21 protein-coding genes and 1 pseudogene are annotated in these 17,880 nt (G+C 43.6%); 18 read left to right on the top strand and 4 right to left on the bottom strand.

Translation table 11 applies throughout. The features are described from left to right. A partial coding sequence (locus PN466_RS06810) for an RNA-guided endonuclease InsQ/TnpB family protein (protein WP_271938052.1) occupies window positions 1-323 on the top strand: 323 nt, incomplete at its 5' end. 16 nt (window positions 324-339) lie between these two features. Here PN466_RS06810 and PN466_RS06805 read toward each other — a convergent pair. The 3 genes and pseudogenes from PN466_RS06805 to PN466_RS06795 all read right to left on the bottom strand — a co-directional run. Further along, a pseudogene (locus PN466_RS06805) lies at window positions 340-516 on the bottom strand (isocitrate lyase/phosphoenolpyruvate mutase family protein); the annotation flags it as partial. A gap of 48 nt (window positions 517-564) precedes the next feature. Then, window positions 565-750, bottom strand: a complete 186-nt coding sequence (locus PN466_RS06800; RefSeq protein ID WP_271938048.1) for a hypothetical protein — start codon at window positions 748-750, stop codon at window positions 565-567. Window positions 751-970: 220 nt separating this feature from the next. Beyond that, on the bottom strand, window positions 971-1,186 hold the full coding sequence (locus PN466_RS06795; protein ID WP_271938044.1) for a hypothetical protein: 216 nt from the start codon (window positions 1,184-1,186) through the stop codon (window positions 971-973). A 63-nt stretch (window positions 1,187-1,249) separates the two neighbouring features. On the opposite strand from PN466_RS06795, the gene recF reads away from it, so the two are divergent. The 8 genes from recF to PN466_RS06755 all read left to right on the top strand — a co-directional run bounded on the left by recF (window position 1,250) and on the right by PN466_RS06755 (window position 10,339). Next, window positions 1,250-2,395: a DNA replication/repair protein RecF gene (recF, locus tag PN466_RS06790; protein ID WP_271938042.1), complete on the top strand. Its 1,146-nt coding sequence runs from the start codon at window positions 1,250-1,252 to the stop codon at window positions 2,393-2,395. Window positions 2,396-2,524: 129 nt separating this feature from the next. Continuing rightward, window positions 2,525-3,121 (top strand): hypothetical protein, encoded by a 597-nt coding sequence (locus tag PN466_RS06785; RefSeq protein ID WP_271938040.1) that lies wholly within the window; start codon window positions 2,525-2,527, stop codon window positions 3,119-3,121. A 42-nt stretch (window positions 3,122-3,163) separates the two neighbouring features. After that, on the top strand, window positions 3,164-5,545 hold the full coding sequence (locus tag PN466_RS06780; RefSeq protein WP_271938039.1) for an OmpA family protein: 2,382 nt from the start codon (window positions 3,164-3,166) through the stop codon (window positions 5,543-5,545). A 1-nt stretch (window position 5,546) separates the two neighbouring features. Next, a complete protein-coding gene (locus PN466_RS06775) occupies window positions 5,547-6,062 on the top strand; it encodes a Rab family GTPase (RefSeq protein WP_271938037.1) in 516 nt (171 codons plus the stop codon). A gap of 3 nt (window positions 6,063-6,065) precedes the next feature. Further along, window positions 6,066-7,295 (top strand): PP2C family protein-serine/threonine phosphatase, encoded by a 1,230-nt coding sequence (locus PN466_RS06770; RefSeq protein ID WP_313898547.1) that lies wholly within the window; start codon window positions 6,066-6,068, stop codon window positions 7,293-7,295. 87 nt (window positions 7,296-7,382) lie between these two features. Further along, window positions 7,383-7,964, top strand: coding sequence for a DUF6272 family protein (locus PN466_RS06765; RefSeq protein ID WP_271938035.1), 582 nt, complete (start codon window positions 7,383-7,385; stop codon window positions 7,962-7,964). A 38-nt stretch (window positions 7,965-8,002) separates the two neighbouring features. Beyond that, entirely contained in the window at window positions 8,003-8,356 is a 354-nt protein-coding gene (locus PN466_RS06760) for a slr1659 superfamily regulator (protein WP_271938032.1), read from the top strand. Window positions 8,357-8,386: 30 nt separating this feature from the next. Beyond that, window positions 8,387-10,339 carry an adenylate/guanylate cyclase domain-containing protein gene (locus PN466_RS06755; RefSeq protein ID WP_271938030.1) on the top strand — a complete coding sequence of 651 codons (1,953 nt, stop codon included), beginning with the start codon at window positions 8,387-8,389 and terminating at the stop codon, window positions 10,337-10,339. A gap of 40 nt (window positions 10,340-10,379) precedes the next feature. Here the strand turns inward: PN466_RS06755 and PN466_RS06750 are convergent, their stop codons facing one another. After that, window positions 10,380-10,799, bottom strand: coding sequence for a ribosomal maturation YjgA family protein (locus PN466_RS06750; RefSeq protein WP_271938027.1), 420 nt, complete (start codon window positions 10,797-10,799; stop codon window positions 10,380-10,382). A 582-nt stretch (window positions 10,800-11,381) separates the two neighbouring features. Here PN466_RS06750 and ahcY point away from each other — a divergent pair. The 9 genes from ahcY to PN466_RS06705 all read left to right on the top strand — a co-directional run bounded on the left by ahcY (window position 11,382) and on the right by PN466_RS06705 (window position 17,804). Continuing rightward, window positions 11,382-12,659 carry an adenosylhomocysteinase gene (gene ahcY / locus PN466_RS06745; RefSeq protein WP_271938023.1) on the top strand — a complete coding sequence of 426 codons (1,278 nt, stop codon included), beginning with the start codon at window positions 11,382-11,384 and terminating at the stop codon, window positions 12,657-12,659. A gap of 168 nt (window positions 12,660-12,827) precedes the next feature. After that, window positions 12,828-13,436, top strand: a complete 609-nt coding sequence (locus PN466_RS06740; RefSeq protein ID WP_271938058.1) for an exopolysaccharide biosynthesis protein — start codon at window positions 12,828-12,830, stop codon at window positions 13,434-13,436. A gap of 117 nt (window positions 13,437-13,553) precedes the next feature. After that, the gene (locus PN466_RS06735; protein ID WP_271938021.1) at window positions 13,554-14,198 is read left to right on the top strand and encodes a hypothetical protein; all 645 of its coding nucleotides are present in this window, start codon (window positions 13,554-13,556) and stop codon (window positions 14,196-14,198) included. Window positions 14,199-14,292: 94 nt separating this feature from the next. Continuing rightward, complete coding sequence (gene ureC / locus PN466_RS06730) at window positions 14,293-16,002, top strand: urease subunit alpha (protein WP_271938020.1); 1,710 nt, start codon at window positions 14,293-14,295, stop codon at window positions 16,000-16,002. Window positions 16,003-16,053: 51 nt separating this feature from the next. Further along, window positions 16,054-16,347: a nucleotidyltransferase family protein gene (locus tag PN466_RS06725; protein ID WP_271938016.1), complete on the top strand. Its 294-nt coding sequence runs from the start codon at window positions 16,054-16,056 to the stop codon at window positions 16,345-16,347. Continuing rightward, window positions 16,344-16,556 carry a HepT-like ribonuclease domain-containing protein gene (locus PN466_RS06720; protein ID WP_271938014.1) on the top strand — a complete coding sequence of 71 codons (213 nt, stop codon included), beginning with the start codon at window positions 16,344-16,346 and terminating at the stop codon, window positions 16,554-16,556. Before PN466_RS06725 ends, PN466_RS06720 begins: the two co-directional genes overlap by 4 nt. 13 nt (window positions 16,557-16,569) lie before the next feature. Continuing rightward, window positions 16,570-16,863: a nucleotidyltransferase family protein gene (locus tag PN466_RS06715; protein ID WP_271938012.1), complete on the top strand. Its 294-nt coding sequence runs from the start codon at window positions 16,570-16,572 to the stop codon at window positions 16,861-16,863. Next, entirely contained in the window at window positions 16,860-17,207 is a 348-nt protein-coding gene (locus tag PN466_RS06710; RefSeq protein WP_271938009.1) for a HepT-like ribonuclease domain-containing protein, read from the top strand. The genes PN466_RS06715 and PN466_RS06710 overlap by 4 nt, the downstream gene beginning before the upstream one ends. Window positions 17,208-17,267: 60 nt before the next feature. After that, complete coding sequence (locus PN466_RS06705) at window positions 17,268-17,804, top strand: diheme cytochrome C (protein ID WP_271938006.1); 537 nt, start codon at window positions 17,268-17,270, stop codon at window positions 17,802-17,804. The last annotated feature ends 76 nt before the right edge of the window (window positions 17,805-17,880 follow it).

The following is a 17,880-nucleotide window of genomic DNA, read 5'->3' as shown; positions in this document are numbered from 1 at the left end:
CTCGCATGGCAAAGTCTACTCATGATGCTGGGTGGGGTCAATTCCTGCAAATTCTCTCAGTCAAAGCTGCAAATGCTGGGTTGATGACGATTGCTGTGAATCCCAACGGTACAACTCAGAATTGCTCGGGTTGTGGTCAGACGGTTCCAAAAGAAATCCGGGATAGATGGCATTCTTGCCCTCATTGTGGACTGGAACTAGACCGTGACCACAACGCAGCAATCAATATCAAGTATTTGGCGGTGGGTCATCCCGTCAATAAAGCTCAGGAAACGCCCGATGGGATACCAGGGGTCACTGAGAAGCCCGCGCTCTCCCGTTAGGGGAGCGTCGGGAGTATGTCACTAACCCATAATCTGGTAATCCCAGGGTAGAAGCAGAAATCCCAAACCCACTGGTAAACACAGCTTCAAAGCCCACTTGGGCAGCTAACTTCGCTCCCAGGCAGTCATAGACTCCAGGTAAAATAAGGGTTCCTGGTTGATTCAGAAGGTATCGTAACTGATGCCCTGACATAAGACTTTAGATAAGCTTTCAATAGGTCTAGCCTAGCATTAGCAGCGCTCAGGAGTGACTTGACCAAGAGGTTTCCAGTTCTAGGGATTGGGGAGGAACAGAAAAGGTAGATTGAGGAGTCCGATCTTGGACTTGTAAAAGATGAATCCCTATAAATAAGAGGATAGGAAAGCTTAACCAGTTAACCCAATTCCAAATCGGGTGAATGTTGGAGGAGTGTTTTTTGGGATTCATGGAAGTTTCCTCAGTACGATCAAGGTTAGGAACCAATGAGAAAGGGATGATTGTTCTTAGAATGGCATAGATGGGATCAAAGCAGTGTGAGGGTTAATGCCAATTTTAAAGAGAGTTGGGATCGATAATTGCAGAATTGATGAATTTCAGTGGCGGTTGAATCAGGGGTAGAGTGCGGTTAAGAAACTGGACGAGGGGAGATTGATGGCAGAGACGGAAGTTAGCCAGAGATCCAATTGAGGATAATTTGGGGTAAGTTAAGGATTTGTTGCCAAAGTTGGTTGGGGTTAACTCCAAAGAGCAGTTGCAGGATGAGGATGATTCCGGCAACAGTTAGGGCTGTGCCAACGGTTAACTTAACAATTTTCACTAGCCAGGTAAAGACCAGCCAGGAAATGATCAAAGCAGCGATGAGTAGAATGAGGTCTGTGGGCATGAGTTTAATACTCTCGATAGAGTATTTTGAACGGTGGCGAAGGACGGTTAAGCAAGGGAACTGATGTATTTGAAGCACCTCTATCTTAAGCAATTTCGCAATTATGTGGAGCAGGCAGTGACGTTTAGCGCTCCGAAAATTATTTTGCTGGGGAATAATGCCCAGGGGAAGTCAAATTTATTAGAGGCGGTGGAACTGTTGTCTACATTACGATCGCATCGAGCAAAGGGCGATCGCGATTTGGTGTTTCAGTCTCCGGATCATCCTCCGTCTATCGGTCAAGTGGGCGCTCTTTTGGAGCGACAAACCGGCGAAATTGACCTGAAACTGGTTTTGCGAGCGAGTGGGAACCGGACATTAGTACTCAATCAGGAAGTCCAGCGACGACGGAGGGATTTTTTAGGGGCGCTCAATGTGGTGCAGTTTTCCAGTTTAGATTTAGATTTGGTGCGCGGATCTCCGGAAAAACGACGTTTGTGGCTCGATACGCTCCTGACGCAACTCGAACCGGTCTACGATCCGATGTTACGCCAATATCAGCAGGTTTTGCGTCAACGCAATGCTCTACTGCGGCACTTTCAAGAGGCCGAGGGGCAGGAAAATCCCCAAGAGTTAGCCCTCTGGGATGCCCAGTTAGTCTCTGTGGGCGTGCGTTTAATTCGCCGACGCGCTCGGGTGTTAGAGCGGCTTACGCCTATTGCCCAGGCATGGCATGACAGTATTAGTGGATCGACCGAAAAATTATCGATCGCCTATAATCCGAGTGTATTTTGGGATGGGGATTCTCGAGCGCCGGTAGAAGCTATTGAGGGGGCATTTTTCCAGAAACTAGCAGATCGAGCGATCGCCGAGAGCGCCCAAGGAAGCACTTTGGTTGGTCCCCATCGAGATGAGGTAGACTTCTATATTAACGGGACTCCTGCCCGTCAGTATGGCTCCCAAGGGCAACAGCGAACGCTCGTTTTAGCCTTGAAGTTAGCCGAATTAAAATTAATTTCTGAGGTAGTAGGAGAATCGCCTTTGTTATTGTTGGATGATGTCTTAGCAGAATTGGACTTAACGCGCCAAAATCAGCTTTTAGACGCGATCGCTGACCGGTTCCAAACCCTGATTACTACCACCCATTTAAGCGCATTTGAGCAAAATTGGTTACATTCTTCTCAGGTTTTTCGGGTTCAAGAAGGTCACATTTACTCTCAGCAAGATTAAAATTTTTAGTCTAAGCTTGTATCCGCTAAAAATTCCAGTAAGATCAAAGAGATTTGTTAAAGCACCAAGTTATGAGTTTTTAGCGCTCATAAGACATCTATTTCACGCGAGTGTGAGAGGAAAACGACGATGAACGATCCAGGACAACCCAAAGATATGCGCGATCGCCTGGGAAATGTAGAGCAGATCCGGGACTTACTCTTTGGCGAACAGCAACGGGAACTCGATACCCGACTGGAGGTATTGGAGAGTACGATCAAGGATCTCAGGCAAGAGATGGGAGATCGTCTCAATCAGCTCAAAGAGCAGTTCTCGAATGAACTGCGATCGAATTCCTATGCCCTAGAGAAAAAAATTCAGTATGTGACCGTAACCCATACGGAAGACTTCACCGAATTCAAACAAGACCTAGAACGGACGCAGAAAAACTTTAATGAGCAAGTTAAAGGGTTAGATAAAACCTTACATAACCAGACAGAAAGTTTAGAGCAAAATATTCGCCATACCAAAGAATCTTTGCAAAAAGAACTGCATGACCTCACCGGGCAAATCCAAAACGAATTAAATAAATATGTCAATGGACTGCAAGATAACAAGATTTCCCGTGATGAATTCGCAGAAGTATTATTTGACCTGTGTATGAAAGTCAAGAAAACCGATTTGGTTCGAGAAATTGAAGGATCGGAAGTCAAGGCAGATTTGTTATTGCCTGAACAACACTCTTAGCCGTGTAAGTGCAAATGAGAGGATCGGAGATCGGGGTATACTATGGTTTTATCAGATCGACAGTCACAAGAGAAGCGTTCTCAATCCTCTTCTGAGCCTAGATTAGAATCAACGCTGGAGAGAGAGAACATCTTTAATTGGTTGAGTCCAGATCAGCCCGTTATAGAAATGGAGCCAACTAGACCAAACGCTTCTGTTTCATCTAGGCTCCCTGAAGCTCGACAGGGATGGGAGGATACCCTCGATTTATTATCCGATCTGCTGCTCGATCCGCAACCGGAATCTCGATCATCATCTGGATTTTCAGGAGAAAATTTACCTCCTTTAATCTTGAAAGCAGAATTGGAGGAAGAAAAAACTTCCCTCGATTCTGCCCTTCCTCAGAGTCCCCTTGAACCCAAAATTACTAACAGTCCATCCAAATCTGAACACAAAGACCAACACCAACAGGACGATATCTCTCTCCAAGTTATTCAAAGTCTATTGTTGCCTTCAGAATCTCCTGCGTCTAGCCAATCTTTGGCTGAATCTCGCTCATTATCCACTAATCTCTCGACCTTAAGCCCTGTATCCGATCTGAGTTTAGAGGAGCGATTAACCCAACTTGAACAGCAAACAGCACTCATTAATCCCCTACTGCCTTTAATCTCTGAACTCTTAGGGTTTGATTTAACTGTTTCTCATGAGCAAAGTATTCGGGTGCTAACTCCGATTATTGACAAAATTATTGAAAATCGCGCCCAACAGGATTCCGAAGCCATGAGTGGAGTATTGGCGGATTTGATTCCCGCGGCTATTGCCGAAGAAATCCGGCGATCGCCCCGTGAAGTCGCTAAAGCCTTGGCTCCAGAAGTGAGTCTAGCCATTGAAGAGCAAATTCGGATTGACCGCCACGCGATCGCCAAAGCCCTTGGTCCGGAAATGGGCCCCGCCATTAAAGAACAAATAGAATGTGAACGGGAAGCCATGGTTGATGCCCTCTATCCGGTTATTGGCAATACCATTGCTAAATATATGGGTGATGTCATCAAATCCATTAATCAAAAGGTAGAAAGTACCTTTACCTTAAAGGGAATTAAACGAAAAATTAAAGCCAGAGTGCAAGGAGTTTCTGAGGCAGAACTGATTTTCCAAGAATCAATGCCCTTTACTATCCGAGCTATTCTTCTCATTCATAAAGCCTCGGGTCTAGTCATTAGTGAATACCAACCCTCAGAAGCCAACCCACTAGAATCGGACATGCTAGCTGGAATGCTCACCGCTATTCGGAGTTTTGTCAATGACTGTATCTCTTCTGATGAAATGGCCTCAGAAGTCAATGAAATTGAATATGATGATTGCAAAATCATGCTAGAAGTTGCTGGCTATTCCTATCTGGCTGTGATCATCAAAGGAGAACCCTCTAAAGCCTTCTTACAAAAAATCAGAGAAACCTATGCTTTCCTTTTGCAAAAATTTGGAGACCCCATCAGTGAATTTGATGGCGACCCCGACACCATCCCCGAACAAATCCCCGAACATTTAGAACAACTCTTTGCCCAGAGCGAGAAAAAACAGGAGGATGACTTCCCTTGGGCCTTAATCATCCTCATTTTAGGGGCGATCGGAGCAATTTCTATCCCTTGGATTTGGACTTCTCACCAATGGCAGAAAGCACATAACTTAGAAGTTCAAACCCGTCAAGCCTTGCTTTCATCTCCAGAACTCTCTGTTTATGCCATTACTCCCAATGTCAATCGGGAAACGATCCAATTAAACGGCAGAGTTCCCAATGAATATTTACGCTTAAAAGCCGGACAGATTATATCAGAAATTATTCCAGATCTCACCTTAGATAACGATATTGTAGCGGTTAATCTTCCTCCTGATTTAGAGGCAGCCGCTACAGAAGTGAATCGGATCGTTGAAATACTCAATCAACTCGATGGAGTCAGTATTACAGCTACTTATAGCCAAGGAAATGTCACTCTTTCAGGAACAGTCGTTGAAATTGCCGATCTAGAGAAAATATTAGACTCTTTAGAGGGGATTACCGGAGTAAGTAGTGTGTTTAGTCGCATTCAACTCCAAGCCTCTCCCTTGGAAACGAAGTTTTACTTTGAATCGGGTTCCAACAAACTGCATCCAGCGGATCGGGCTGAAGGCATACCCAAGATTGCTCAATTTTTAAACCAATATCCAGAATTTGATTTAATGATTATAGGACATAGCGATAAGATCGGTGGTTGGGGTGAAAATCAAAAGCTCTCTTGGCAACGAGCAGAAGCGGTGAAAATGGCTTTACAACAACAAGGCATTTCAGCCCAACGCCTCAAAATCCAAGGAACGACAGAACCCCCACCCGGGATCAACTCTACGGATGCGCTGGCTTTAAGTCGCTGTGTTCGGTTTGAGTTATTTCGTCCGATTAAGGTAGGAAATTAAAATGGCTAAAATTTCTAAAAAAATTTGTATGGTTGGGGACTTCAGTGTGGGTAAAACCAGTCTGATTCGTCGCTTTGTTGACGGTCAATTTGATGATAAATATTTATCTACCGTGGGGGTAAAAATTTCCCGTAAAGAGGTGAATCTTCCTGAAGGAGCAGAGTTGCAATTGCTCATTTGGGATATTGAAGGGCAAACTAAATTTAAGGCGATCGCTCCCAGCTATCTGCAAGGAGCAAAAGGAGCGATTATTGTCGGCGATGTTAGCCGACAAGAAACGATAGAGAACATCCCCACTCATCTCAATTTATTCACGAAAGTTAACCCCAAGGGTAAAATGGTTGTTGCGCTCAATAAAGCGGACTTAGTCGATGACCAAAAACTAGAAGCCCTCTTGAAAAACAATCAATATCCTGACCAACCCGTGATTAAAATCTATGGAACGTCAGCCAAAAGTGGAGATAATGTTAATCAACTCTTCCAAGATTTAGCTCAGGCAATTCTGGCAATCAAGTAATTCATGTGTCAACTGATTGTTCCCCATCATATTGAATATTTAATTTTAAACCAAGAGTTGATTGTTCAGGACTATTCCGTGGGCGCAGAACGCTTTATTGGAGAGGAAATAGCATTAAGAACTGGGGAAATATTACATCAGTATTTTCCCGAAACCGTTGGTTTAGAAGATATCTTAGATTCAGTGCTGACTGGAGAACTCGATAGCTTTGATCTGAAGGCGATCGCGCGTTCTCCGAATCCAGACACTCAGTTGTATATCGACCTCTATTTTATCCCTAATCCTAAGCCTAGTGAGCATCACCGTCTCATTTTATTCCTCGAAGACGTGACAGCACAGATGGAATTGGAGCAGAGATTGGTGCAAGCGACGAATGAAAACGCGATCGTTATCTATCGACTACAAGAAAGAACCACAGAATTAGCCGCAGCGAACCAAGAAATTGATCACCTCAATCAACAACTTAAATCAGAAAATATACGCCTATCCGCAGAATTAGAAATTCTTGAGGAAATGCAGCAATTAATTCTGCCTAAACCCGAAGATTTAGCCAGTATCCCAGAACTGGATATTGCCGGATATATGCAGCCGGCTGATGAAGTGGGAGGCGACTATTATGATGTCATTTCCATAGATGGCGTGATCACAATTGCCATTGGCGATGTTACTGGACATGGCTTAGAAAGTGGTATTCTGATGCTCATGGCTCAAAGTGCTGTTCGTACTCTCAAGGAGATCCAAGAAAATGACCCCATTCCCTTTTTAGACTTCCTCAACCGAACCATTTATAAGAATGTAGAACGCATGGGGATAGATAAAAATTTAACCTTATGTCTATTAAATTATGCCGATGGAGAATTAACGATCAGTGGACAACATGAAGAAGTAATTATTGTACGTCAAGGAGGAAAAATTGAACGGATTGATACAATAGACTTAGGGTTGCCGATTGGCTTAGATTACAACATTGCCGAATTTATTAGTTATACTAGAGTTACGCTAAATGCAGGAGATGGTGTGGTTCTATACACAGATGGTATTACAGAAGCGAGAAATAGGAGTAAGAAGCGTTATGGAATAGAAAGATTATGTCAAATAATTAGCCAGAACTGGCAAAATAACTCTAATCAAATCAAAGAAGCTATTATTGAAGATTTACATCAGTTTATTGGATCGGAGAAAATATGGGATGATATCACTTTCGTCGTTTTTAAAAAAAACGTTTCAATATGACTCATGAAACAAACAAACCAAGCTTCTTCTATGGTTACTCATTAAATATAAATGGACGACTGATAACTCAGTATATCGACTCAGAATATGGAAAAAATTTTAGGTGATTTTATTAAAGAATTTCCCCCAGAACATGATTCTTTAGAATTAACATTTACTCCCAGTTCACAACCGCAAAAAAAAAGATGGAAGAATAATCGATTATCAGCGTACTTTCTAGCTGACTATTTTTCCAGTTTTTTGCCTCTAGATGACGATCAGCGTCGAGTTGCAGAAAGTAAAGCATCTGTGAGCTATATTGCCAATGAACTGCTGGAAAATGCCATTAAATTTCACGATCCATCTGTGAACTGTAAGGTGATGTTTGGAATTCATTTTATTCAACAGCAAGACCAGAGTATTGTTGCGGCCATTTTTGCTACTAATACAGTTCAGTCCCAAACTCTGATCTCTTTTGAAGAGTTTATCAATCAATTGTTGAACGCAGACTTAGAAGAATTGTATGTTGATCAAGTAGAAAAAAGTCTTGAAGAGGATAGTAATGCATCAGGCTTGGGATTAATTAGTATGATGAAAGATTATGGAGCTACTCTAGGATGGAAAATAACAGATTCTCGTGCAGGGAATGATTTTGTCAGCATTACTACTATGGCTAAAGTCAAAGTTTAATTGCTTATAAATGTCAAAGAAGATTGAATGAGGCGAACATGGATTTTCAGCAGATCGATACTAAGGAATATCAGGTTTATTATGATCCAGAATCAACGACGATTGATTTTACGGGTGAACTGAGTCTGAATGGAGCATCTGAATACGATCCGATTAAGGCTTTTTTGGAGCAAATAGCGGATTCTGAACCTCGCCATTTAACTTTAAATTTAAAAGAGTTGAGTTTTTTGAATAGTTCAGGAATCAGCTTGATTACTAAATTCGTGATTGGATTACGAAAAAAACCAAAGATTCAATTGACGGTGAAAGGTTCTGTGGATGTTCCTTGGCAAAGTAAATCGCTCAAGAACTTGCAAAAGTTTTTGCCTAACTTGGAGTTAATTGTGGAATGAGAAACATAGTGATTTAACCCTAATAAAGATATGTCAAAAACCATGGTTCCCAAACATCTAGAATATGTGATATTAGATCGAGAGTTGATCATTTTAGACTTCTCCGATGATGCTGATCGATTGGTTGGTGGTGAAGACCCGTTAAAGACTGGGGAATCCTTTCAATTTTATTTTCCTGAAACCTATGGAATAGAAGAAATTCTAGAGTTGATTGTGTTGGGTGAACAAGATGGTTTTGATATTAAGGCAATTTCTCGTTCGTCTGATGTAAACTATCCTTTATACGTCGATCTCTATTTTATTGCTAATCCCCACAGTGAGGATTTTCAGGAATTAATTGTGTTCCTGGAAGATGTGACGGAACGGATGAATCTAGAGCAAAGTTTGGTGCAGGCAACGAATGAAAATAGCATTGTAATTAATGCTTTGGCCAAGTCTGAGAATTATATCCAGCAGCTTATTCACTCCATGGCAGAAGCGTTAATCGTGACGAATCATTTGGGAAAAATAAAAACGGTTAATCCTGCGGTATATGATTTGCTAGAATATAGTAAGGAGGAGCTGATTGGTCAACCCATTCGTGATCTTTTGGGAGACCACCCGTTAAGTCATGAGTGGGTTTCCAATGAAAAGTTTTTGCAAGGGGAAGTTTTAACCGATATTGAGGTATTAATTCCCAATAAACGGGGGGAAAAACTCTCAATTGCTTTTTCTTGTGCGGCTTTGGATACGGATGTCCCTACTTTAAAGGATATCTTGTATGTGGGACGAGATATTACCAAAACTAAACAGGCGCAAAAACGGCTCTATATTCAGTATAGTGTGGCACGGGTATTGTCGCGATCGCTGATGCTTGATGAAGCCTTACCCAATATCCTGCGTGTGTTGGTGGAAAATTTAGAGTGGGATATGGGGGTTTATTGGATTCCCAAACAAATTAAGGATCGTAATGATAACTTGATCCCGACTAATAAACTGTTGCGCCAAACCCTATGGAAAATGCCTGAGGCTGAATTCCCCAGGTTATCTAAACTCACAGAAGCGACTCTCACTCTAGGGGAGGGATGGTTAGGGAAGATTTACCGAGATAATCAACCCCGATGGATTACCCATCTAGAATTGGAGAGAGAAACACTACAGAAAGAATTAGGGGCGATCGAGAAGGTTAACGCGATCGTGGGTTTTCCGGTTTCTAGTGATGAAGATAAGTTGGGAATGATTACTCTATTTAGTCAAGCAACGCAACCAATGGATGAAGAGTTGGTACAAATGCTGGCAGGGATTGGGAACCAACTGTGCCAATTTATTAAGCGTAAGAAAATAGAGATTTCTTTATTCTATCAGAAGAAACAAACAGAAAAACTGCTGCATAATATTCTGCCGGCGAGAATTGCGGAATTGCTCAAGAAAACGTCAGGAGCGATCGCCGAATATTTTGAAGAAGTAACGGTTCTGTTTGCCGATATTGTCGGCTTTACCAAACTCTCAGAAGAGAAAACTGCCTCTGAATTGGTCGCCTTACTCAATCGCATCTTTTCTAAATTCGACCAATTGACCGAAGACTATCGCCTAGAGAAAATCAAAACGATTGGTGATGCGTATATGGTGGTGGGGGGACTGCCAACACCGCGCCACGATCATGCTGAGGCGATCGCCAATATGGCTCTGAAGATGCAAGAGGCAATGGCTGAACTCAACCAAGATATGAACACCAATTTCCAAATCCGCATTGGCGTAAATAGCGGCCCTGTGGTCGCTGGAGTGATTGGTAAAAAGAAATTCAGCTATGATTTATGGGGCGATACGGTTAACACTGCCAGCCGTATGGAGTCCCATGGCATTCCCGGACAAATTCAGGTTACCCGCACGACCTATGAAGCGCTGAAGTTAACCTACTATCTTCAACATCGCGGCAAGATCAACATTAAAGGTAAAGGAGAAATGGACACTTATATGCTGACTGGGAAGCGACTGAATCCCTGATCGGGAACGATCGGTTTCTGATTTGAACATGCTATATAGATTAAGAATGAGTTAAGGCTTTTTGCAACCGATAGAGAGCGAGCCAACCGAGACCACAACCGATGGCATAGTGGGGAAAGTCCCACCCAACAAATGTGGTTCCTAGAATCAGTTTACCCAGAAGAGTTGAGCGCAGGGCTTGAAGTAGGGGAGGATGCCACAGTTGCAGGATTTCCAGAAACGACGTGAACAAAAAAACGGCGATCGCCACTTTCCAAAGCCGTAATTTTGGCCAAGCTAGGGCGACTAAAATCATCCACAGAATCTCATAGAGAATACCACCGGCATAATCATTAATCCACCATTCTCCCCAACCGCGATAAAACTTCGTGGCCATTCCCAACGGAACAATAACGATTAAACTCCCATAGAGCCAATACCGATAGACTTTGATATTCAATTGCATACTGGAACTTGACATTACCTAATTCCTTATTCCCTAGCACGAAGTACTACAGAGCTTCCGGGAAAAGCAATTTCCACACTGAAGCCCTACATACTCTCGAAAAAAGATCTGTAGCGGGTCAATCGAGATGATAGACTATTATATGGGAAATTTGCGCCTTGTACTTCAGTGTAGACTCAAGACAAGACTCGCAACATCACAATCCTGAGTAAGACCTGATCTTAAACGATCAGTCGAGGTATGGGTGGTAACAACTCAGACCCAAAACTGTATGCTTGCCATCAGTCTCAGGTCAATGATGCCCACCTAGCACTTTGCGCGTTCATACGATCCTAGTTAAGGAGAAATGCCTGCCCTTCTCGAACCGTAAACAGTCAGGCTTCCCGAAGGGCAAGTAATCGCAGGACGTTGAGCGTATAGAAGTCGATTGGTAGTACCTAAACAGCCAAAAAACAGTAGTCTGAAGTGAAAGCAACAGTGTAGAGGGTCGGTAGTAGAAATACTCTTTGACAGACCCTTTCAGGTACAGCCTGAAGAATCTGCGTGTATTCAGAGCGCAAAGTGTCAATTGTGAACCATTTATTTTCAGTAGATCTTATGATTGCAACAGCCGAAAAGCTCAATTACGACATCAAAGACATTTCCTTAGCCCCTTTAGGCAAACAGCGCATTGAATGGGCTGGACGGGAAATGCCAGTTCTCAAGCAAATTCGGGAGCGCTTTGCCAAAGAAAAACCCTTAGACGGAATTCGGCTAGTTGCCTGCTGTCACGTTACCACTGAAACTGCAAATTTGGCGATCGCCCTTCAAGCAGCCGGCGCAGACGCAATTTTAATTGCCAGTAACCCCCTCTCTACCCAAGATGATGTTGCCGCTTGCTTAGTGAAAGACTATGGCATTCGGGTTTATGCCCTTAAAGGGGAAGACACCGAAACCTACAAACGCCATGTACAAGTAGCCCTTGACCATCATCCCCAAATTATCATCGATGATGGTAGCGATGTAGTCGCTGAACTGGTGAAAGAACGTCAAGAACAAGTTCCTGAAATTATTGGTACAACCGAAGAAACCACCACCGGTATCGTGCGCTTGAAAGCCATGTTCAAAGATGGGGTATTAACCTTCCCCGCGATGAACGTGAATGATGCAGACACCAAGCACTTCTTTGATAACCGCTACGGAACCGGTCAATCTACCCTTGATGGTATCATCCGCGCCACCAACGTCCTGTTAGCGGGTAAAAACGTGGTTGTCGTGGGTTATGGCTGGTGTGGTAAAGGTGCCGCTCTGCGTGCCAAAGGTCTCGGTGCAAATGTAATTGTTACCGAAGTAGACTCTGTACGTGCCATTGAAGCCACCATGGACGGCTTCCGGGTTATGCCCATGGCAGAAGCTGCTCCCCAAGCTGACCTGTTTATTACCGTAACCGGGAATAAGCACGTGATCCGCAAAGAGCATTTTGAAGCCATGAAAGACGGAGCCATGGTATGTAACTCCGGTCACTTCGATATCGAAATTGACCTCGCTACCTTGGGTGAAATGGCCACCGAAGTTAAGGATGTGCGCCCCTTCACTCAACAATATGTTCTGCCTAGCGGCAAATCTGTAGTTGTGCTTGGTGAAGGCCGCTTAATTAACCTGGCTGCTGCGGAAGGACACCCCAGTGCGGTAATGGATATGAGTTTTGCTAACCAAGCTATGGCTTGCGAATATCTGGTGAAAAACCACGGTAAACTCGAAGCCGGTATGCATTCTATTCCCCAAGAAATTGACCATGAAATTGCTCGCCTGAAGTTGGAAGCGATGGGTATTAGCATTGATACTCTGACCGAAGAGCAAGTGGAATACATGAATAGCTGGACGGTCGGAACCTAAGATTGTTAGGTTAGGGTAGCGTTCTCAATCATCCCTGAGAAAGAGCTGAGATGTTTGATTCTTGGCTCCAAAATGGATAGACGCGGGGACAGGAAGATAGAGGCTTTTAATCTTATATTGAAACCCCCATCCCCCCATCCCCCCATCCCCCTAACCTTTTCCCCCTTTATGGCTCAACTTTCGGTAGAATTCAAACGTTATTTTTGGCAAGAAAACCGCTCTTCTGAGGTGACTTTAGCAGAAATGCTGGAACTAGCAGGAGAGCGGGTTTTTGGTTTTTTATTTGTGTTGTTGTCGTTGCCTTCCGCTATACCCATCCCTGCACCGGGGTATTCGATTCCGTTTGGCATTGTAATGTTTTTACTTGCCATGCAGCTTATTTGGGGCGCGAAGCAGCCTTGGTTTCCAAAACGAGTTTTGAATGGAAAAATGCCGCTACAGAAGGTTCAGGGCGTTCTAGACGCAGGGATTCCGTGGCTTCAGAAGATTGAAGGGTTGACCAAACCTCGTCTGAGTGCAGTCTGTACAAGTTTACCGGGGCGAGTGGTGTTAGGGGTGGCGATCGCCCTGATGTCGATGTCGATGATGATTCCCATTCCTGGAACGAATACCTTACCGGCGATCGCCATTTTCGTCATCGGTTTTGGCTTATCTGAAGATGACGGATTTATCAGTTTAGCCGGACTGGGACTGTCTCTAGTCGGAGCAACAGTTTCTGTGGGGATTATTTTCTTTGGCGTGAGTATTTTAAGTTGGCTCAAAGATCTAATATTCTAGCGGAACCCAGACTTTCTGTCTGGATTCCACTTGTGTATAGCTGTGAAATTTCAGTTCACAGCCTAGAGATTTAATTAGGGTTGAGTATAAGCTAAAGTAAGATTCTGGAGAATGCAAATGAAACCTATTTACATTTTACTTAGTGTTATTGCTCTAACAACGATCTCTTTGATTTTACCAGTCAAAGCAGAAGAAGAGCTAGATTGTCCAGATGATTTTTCGGGGATTGAGCTTACCAATCAACAACAATCAAAAATATGGCAACTAGAGGAACAATTAGATAATAAAATTGAGACTATTGTCCCTATTTCAGATGAACAAGAAGCCCAAATCGAGGAATTGGAAGAAGATTTCGAGCGTCAAGTTGAAGGATTGTTTTCATCAGAACAAAAACAAAAGATTGAGCAACTCGATCGCTGGGGGGAGGAACAAATGAAAAAAATTGCACCTCAACTTTTTGAAGAAATTGATATTGAACCCAATCTCACGGTAGAACAAGAAGCAGAGTTAGAAGGAGTTGAGATAGAATATGAACGGCGTTTTGAAAACATATTAACTTCTCAACAGCGGCAAAAAATTGAAGAAATTGAGCACCAATTTGAGGATAATATAGAAGCTTTAATTCCTGAAATTAGTGCAAAACAAGAAGCCGAAATTGAGAGTGCAGAGGAAGAATTCGAGGCAAAAGTGATGCAAGTCCTTACTCCAGAACAACGCCAGCGATTGCAACAGAATATGGCTTGCGAGGTTCCAGACATTTAATGCTACGGGTTACCATAGAGACTTATAGTTACAGAAAAACTCAATATCTACAGTATCATAGGCTCTGTATGGGTAAGCTAGTCTGGAAAAGATTATGGGTTATCGGATGGATCGCCTCGCGTATGCACAAACCTATGGGCCGACAGTAGGCGATCGCCTGCGCTTGGCAGATACAGAGTTAATTATTGAAGTGGAACAGGATTACACCACTTACGGTGATGAGGTAAAATTTGGTGGTGGCAAGGTAATCCGAGATGGTATGGGCCAGTCTCCCATTTCTAATGCTGATGGCGCGGTAGATATGGTGATTACCAATGCACTCATTTTAGACTGGTGGGGAATTGTAAAAGCCGATATTGGTATCAAAGACGGCAAGATCGCCAAGATTGGCAAAGCCGGGAATCCCAATATTCAGAATAATGTGGATATTATTATCGGCCCCGGTACGGAAGCAGTGGCTGGAGAAGGCATGATTCTCACGGCTGGAGGCATTGATTCTCACATTCATTTTATCTGTCCCCAGCAAATCGAAACGGCGATCGCCTCCGGCATCACCACAATGATCGGCGGAGGAACGGGCCCCGCAACCGGAACCAATGCCACCACCTGCACCCCCGGCCCCTGGAATATGTACCGCATGTTACAAGCGGCTGAAGCATTTCCCATGAACTTGGGCTTTTTAGGTAAAGGCAATAGCTCCCAACCCGAAGCACTGCGGGAACAAGTGGTTGCAGGAGCTATGGGTTTAAAACTCCATGAAGATTGGGGCACTACTCCAGCGACCATTGATACCTGTTTATCCGTTGCCGATGAATATGATGTGCAAGTCGCCATTCACACCGATACCCTGAATGAAGCAGGATTTGTCGAAACCACCATTGAAGCGTTTAAAAATCGTGCCATTCATACCTATCACACCGAAGGCGCAGGAGGAGGACATGCACCGGATATTATTCGAGTTTGTGGTCTAGCTAATGTTCTCCCTTCCTCCACCAACCCCACCAGACCCTATACCCTCAATACCCTAGAAGAGCATCTCGATATGCTGATGGTTTGCCATCACCTTGACCGTTCTATTCCCGAAGATGTGGCCTTTGCCGAGTCCCGTATCCGTCGGGAAACGATCGCCGCCGAGGATATTTTGCACGATCTGGGCGCATTTAGCATGATCGCCTCCGACTCCCAAGCGATGGGCCGAGTTGGTGAAGTGATTATTCGCACCTGGCAAACCGGTCATAAAATGAAGGTACAGCGCGGCCCTTTACCGGAAGATAGCAGCCGCAATGATAATACCCGTGCCAAGCGCTACGTTGCTAAATATACCATTAATCCCGCCATCACCCATGGTATTGCCGAGCAAGTAGGGTCAGTGGAAGAAGGGAAATTAGCTGATTTATGTCTGTGGAAGGCGGCATTTTTCGGCGTGAAACCGGAAATTGTCATTAAGGGGGGCGCGATCGCCTATGCTCAAATGGGAGATGCGAACGCCAGTATCCCCACCCCTCAACCCGTACATATGCGTCCCATGTTTGCCAGCTTTGGGTCTGCGCTCTCAGCAACCTCATTAACCTTTGTCTCGCAAGCAGCCTTAGAGCGCAATATTGCTACCCAACTTGGTTTGCAAAAACCCACCATAGCCGTTGCTAATACCCGTCAACTGACCAAACAGGATCTCAAACTCAATGATGCTCTACCTGAAATTGAAGTTGACCCTCAAACCTACGAAGTCCGCGCAGACGGTGAACTGCTCACCTGCGAACCTGCCACCGTTTTACCCATGGCCCAACGGTATTTTCTCTTTTAACTAGACAGGACTTACCCATTCACTCGATCTGTAGTTTAAAGGGATAGAAGAATGTCTTTACAGGGTTTATTAGTGGAAAAACGGGAACAAATTCTAGAAATTGCTGCCAAGCATGGCGCTTTTAATGTCCGGGTGTTTGGCTCAGTAGCACGAGGAGAAGAGACAGAGGAGAGTGATATAGATTTTTTGATTGATTATGACCCAACCAGGACTACAGCTTGGTTTCCAGGAGGATTATTGATGGATTTACAGGATTTGTTAGGGCGGCGAGTTGATGTACTTACTGGAGATGGCGTTAGTGCTTTGATTAAGAATCGGATTTTGGCAGAGGCACAACCTTTATGAGTGGTGATAGGGATTTAATTTATTTGACTCATATTTTGGAATATATCGAAGCAGTCGAGACATACACCGCTCAAGGACAGAATGTTTTAGTTCATGATTATTTGGGTGGGATTAATTTACAACGGGTTTGGGATGCTATTGAAAATAATTTGCCTGCTTTAAAGGGGCAAGTGGAACTAATGTTAAAAGATTTTGAAGAAGAAGATTGACTCTTGAATTGATATGTATCTAAAGGATTTATTACAAGAAAAACGGGAACAGATTTTAGAACTGGCAGAAAAGCACGGCGCGTTTAATGTGCGCGTTTTTGGCTCAGTAGCACGAGGAGAAGAGACAGAGGAAAGTGATATTGATTTCTTAATTGATTATGACCTAGAGCGGATTTCATCTTGGTTTCCTGTAGGTTTAATTCATGATTTACAGGATTTGTTGGGGTGTAAGATAGATGTAGTCACAGAAAGTGGCTTAAAACCTAGGGTTCGAGACAATGTGTTACAAGACTGTATTCAGCTATGAGAAGTGACTTAGAACGGATAAAGGATATGCACGAAAGTATTGCCAATATTGAGCGATATGCTGCCAGGGGTAAGGATGCTTTCTTTGAAGATGAGTTGATACAAACATGGATGTTGTACCACTTACAAATTTTGGGTGAGGCAGCTAGAGCAATGTCTCAAGATCTGAAAGATCGATATCCCAATATTGAGTGGCACAAAATTATTGCTTTTCGTAACTTGGCAGTACATGAATATTTTCAGGTTGACTTGAATATCGTTTGGCGCATTGTTGAACAAGAATTATCGCTTTTGAAACGGGATATTGAATCGATCCTTCTCTATTTTTCAGAGCATACAGAATGATTTTTGAGCTTTGATTAAATTTCCCCTGACACACCCTACGATGATTTGTGAGCCAGAGCTATGTTGAAACGTAAGTATCGCTATTCCCTATTCCCTAGTCTAAAGCGGCGATCGCCCCTAATCCTCGTTACCCTCATTTTCCTCTGGTCGGTAACATTAGGATGGGGATTATCTACCCTCAATCAACCCGCCTTTTCCCAATCTTCCCTTAAATCAGTCGATCTTGTCCCCGAACAACATCAACTGGGAGAAGAACTTTATCAAGAAAATTGTGGCAGTTGTCACCTCGCCCTTCCTCCTGCGGTGATGCCGACTGAAACCTGGCGACAACTGATTCAAGATGAACAGCATTATGGCATATTAATTGACCCTATCCTCAACCCCGGTCGGTTATTGGTTTGGAAATATATTCAAGTCTTTTCTCGTCCCTTACTTAAGGATGAATCAACTCCCTATCGCCTACGGAATTCCCGCTATTTTAAGGCCCTTCATCCACAAGTTGAGTTTCAAGAGAGAATTGAGTTGAGTCAATGTGTTTCTTGTCATCCTAGCGCCCAAGCGTTTAACTTTCGAGAATTAACCCCAGAGTGGGAATAATATCAAGTCCGGTTAATTGGCTATGATGATGCTTCATGTTGGGCAACAGGCAATGGTCTACCGGAACAATGTAGGA

Source organism: Roseofilum reptotaenium CS-1145 (assembly GCF_028330985.1).
GTDB classification, from domain to species: Bacteria; Cyanobacteriota; Cyanobacteriia; order Cyanobacteriales; family Desertifilaceae; genus Roseofilum; species Roseofilum reptotaenium.
This window is presented reverse-complemented; position numbering and strand designations above follow the sequence as displayed.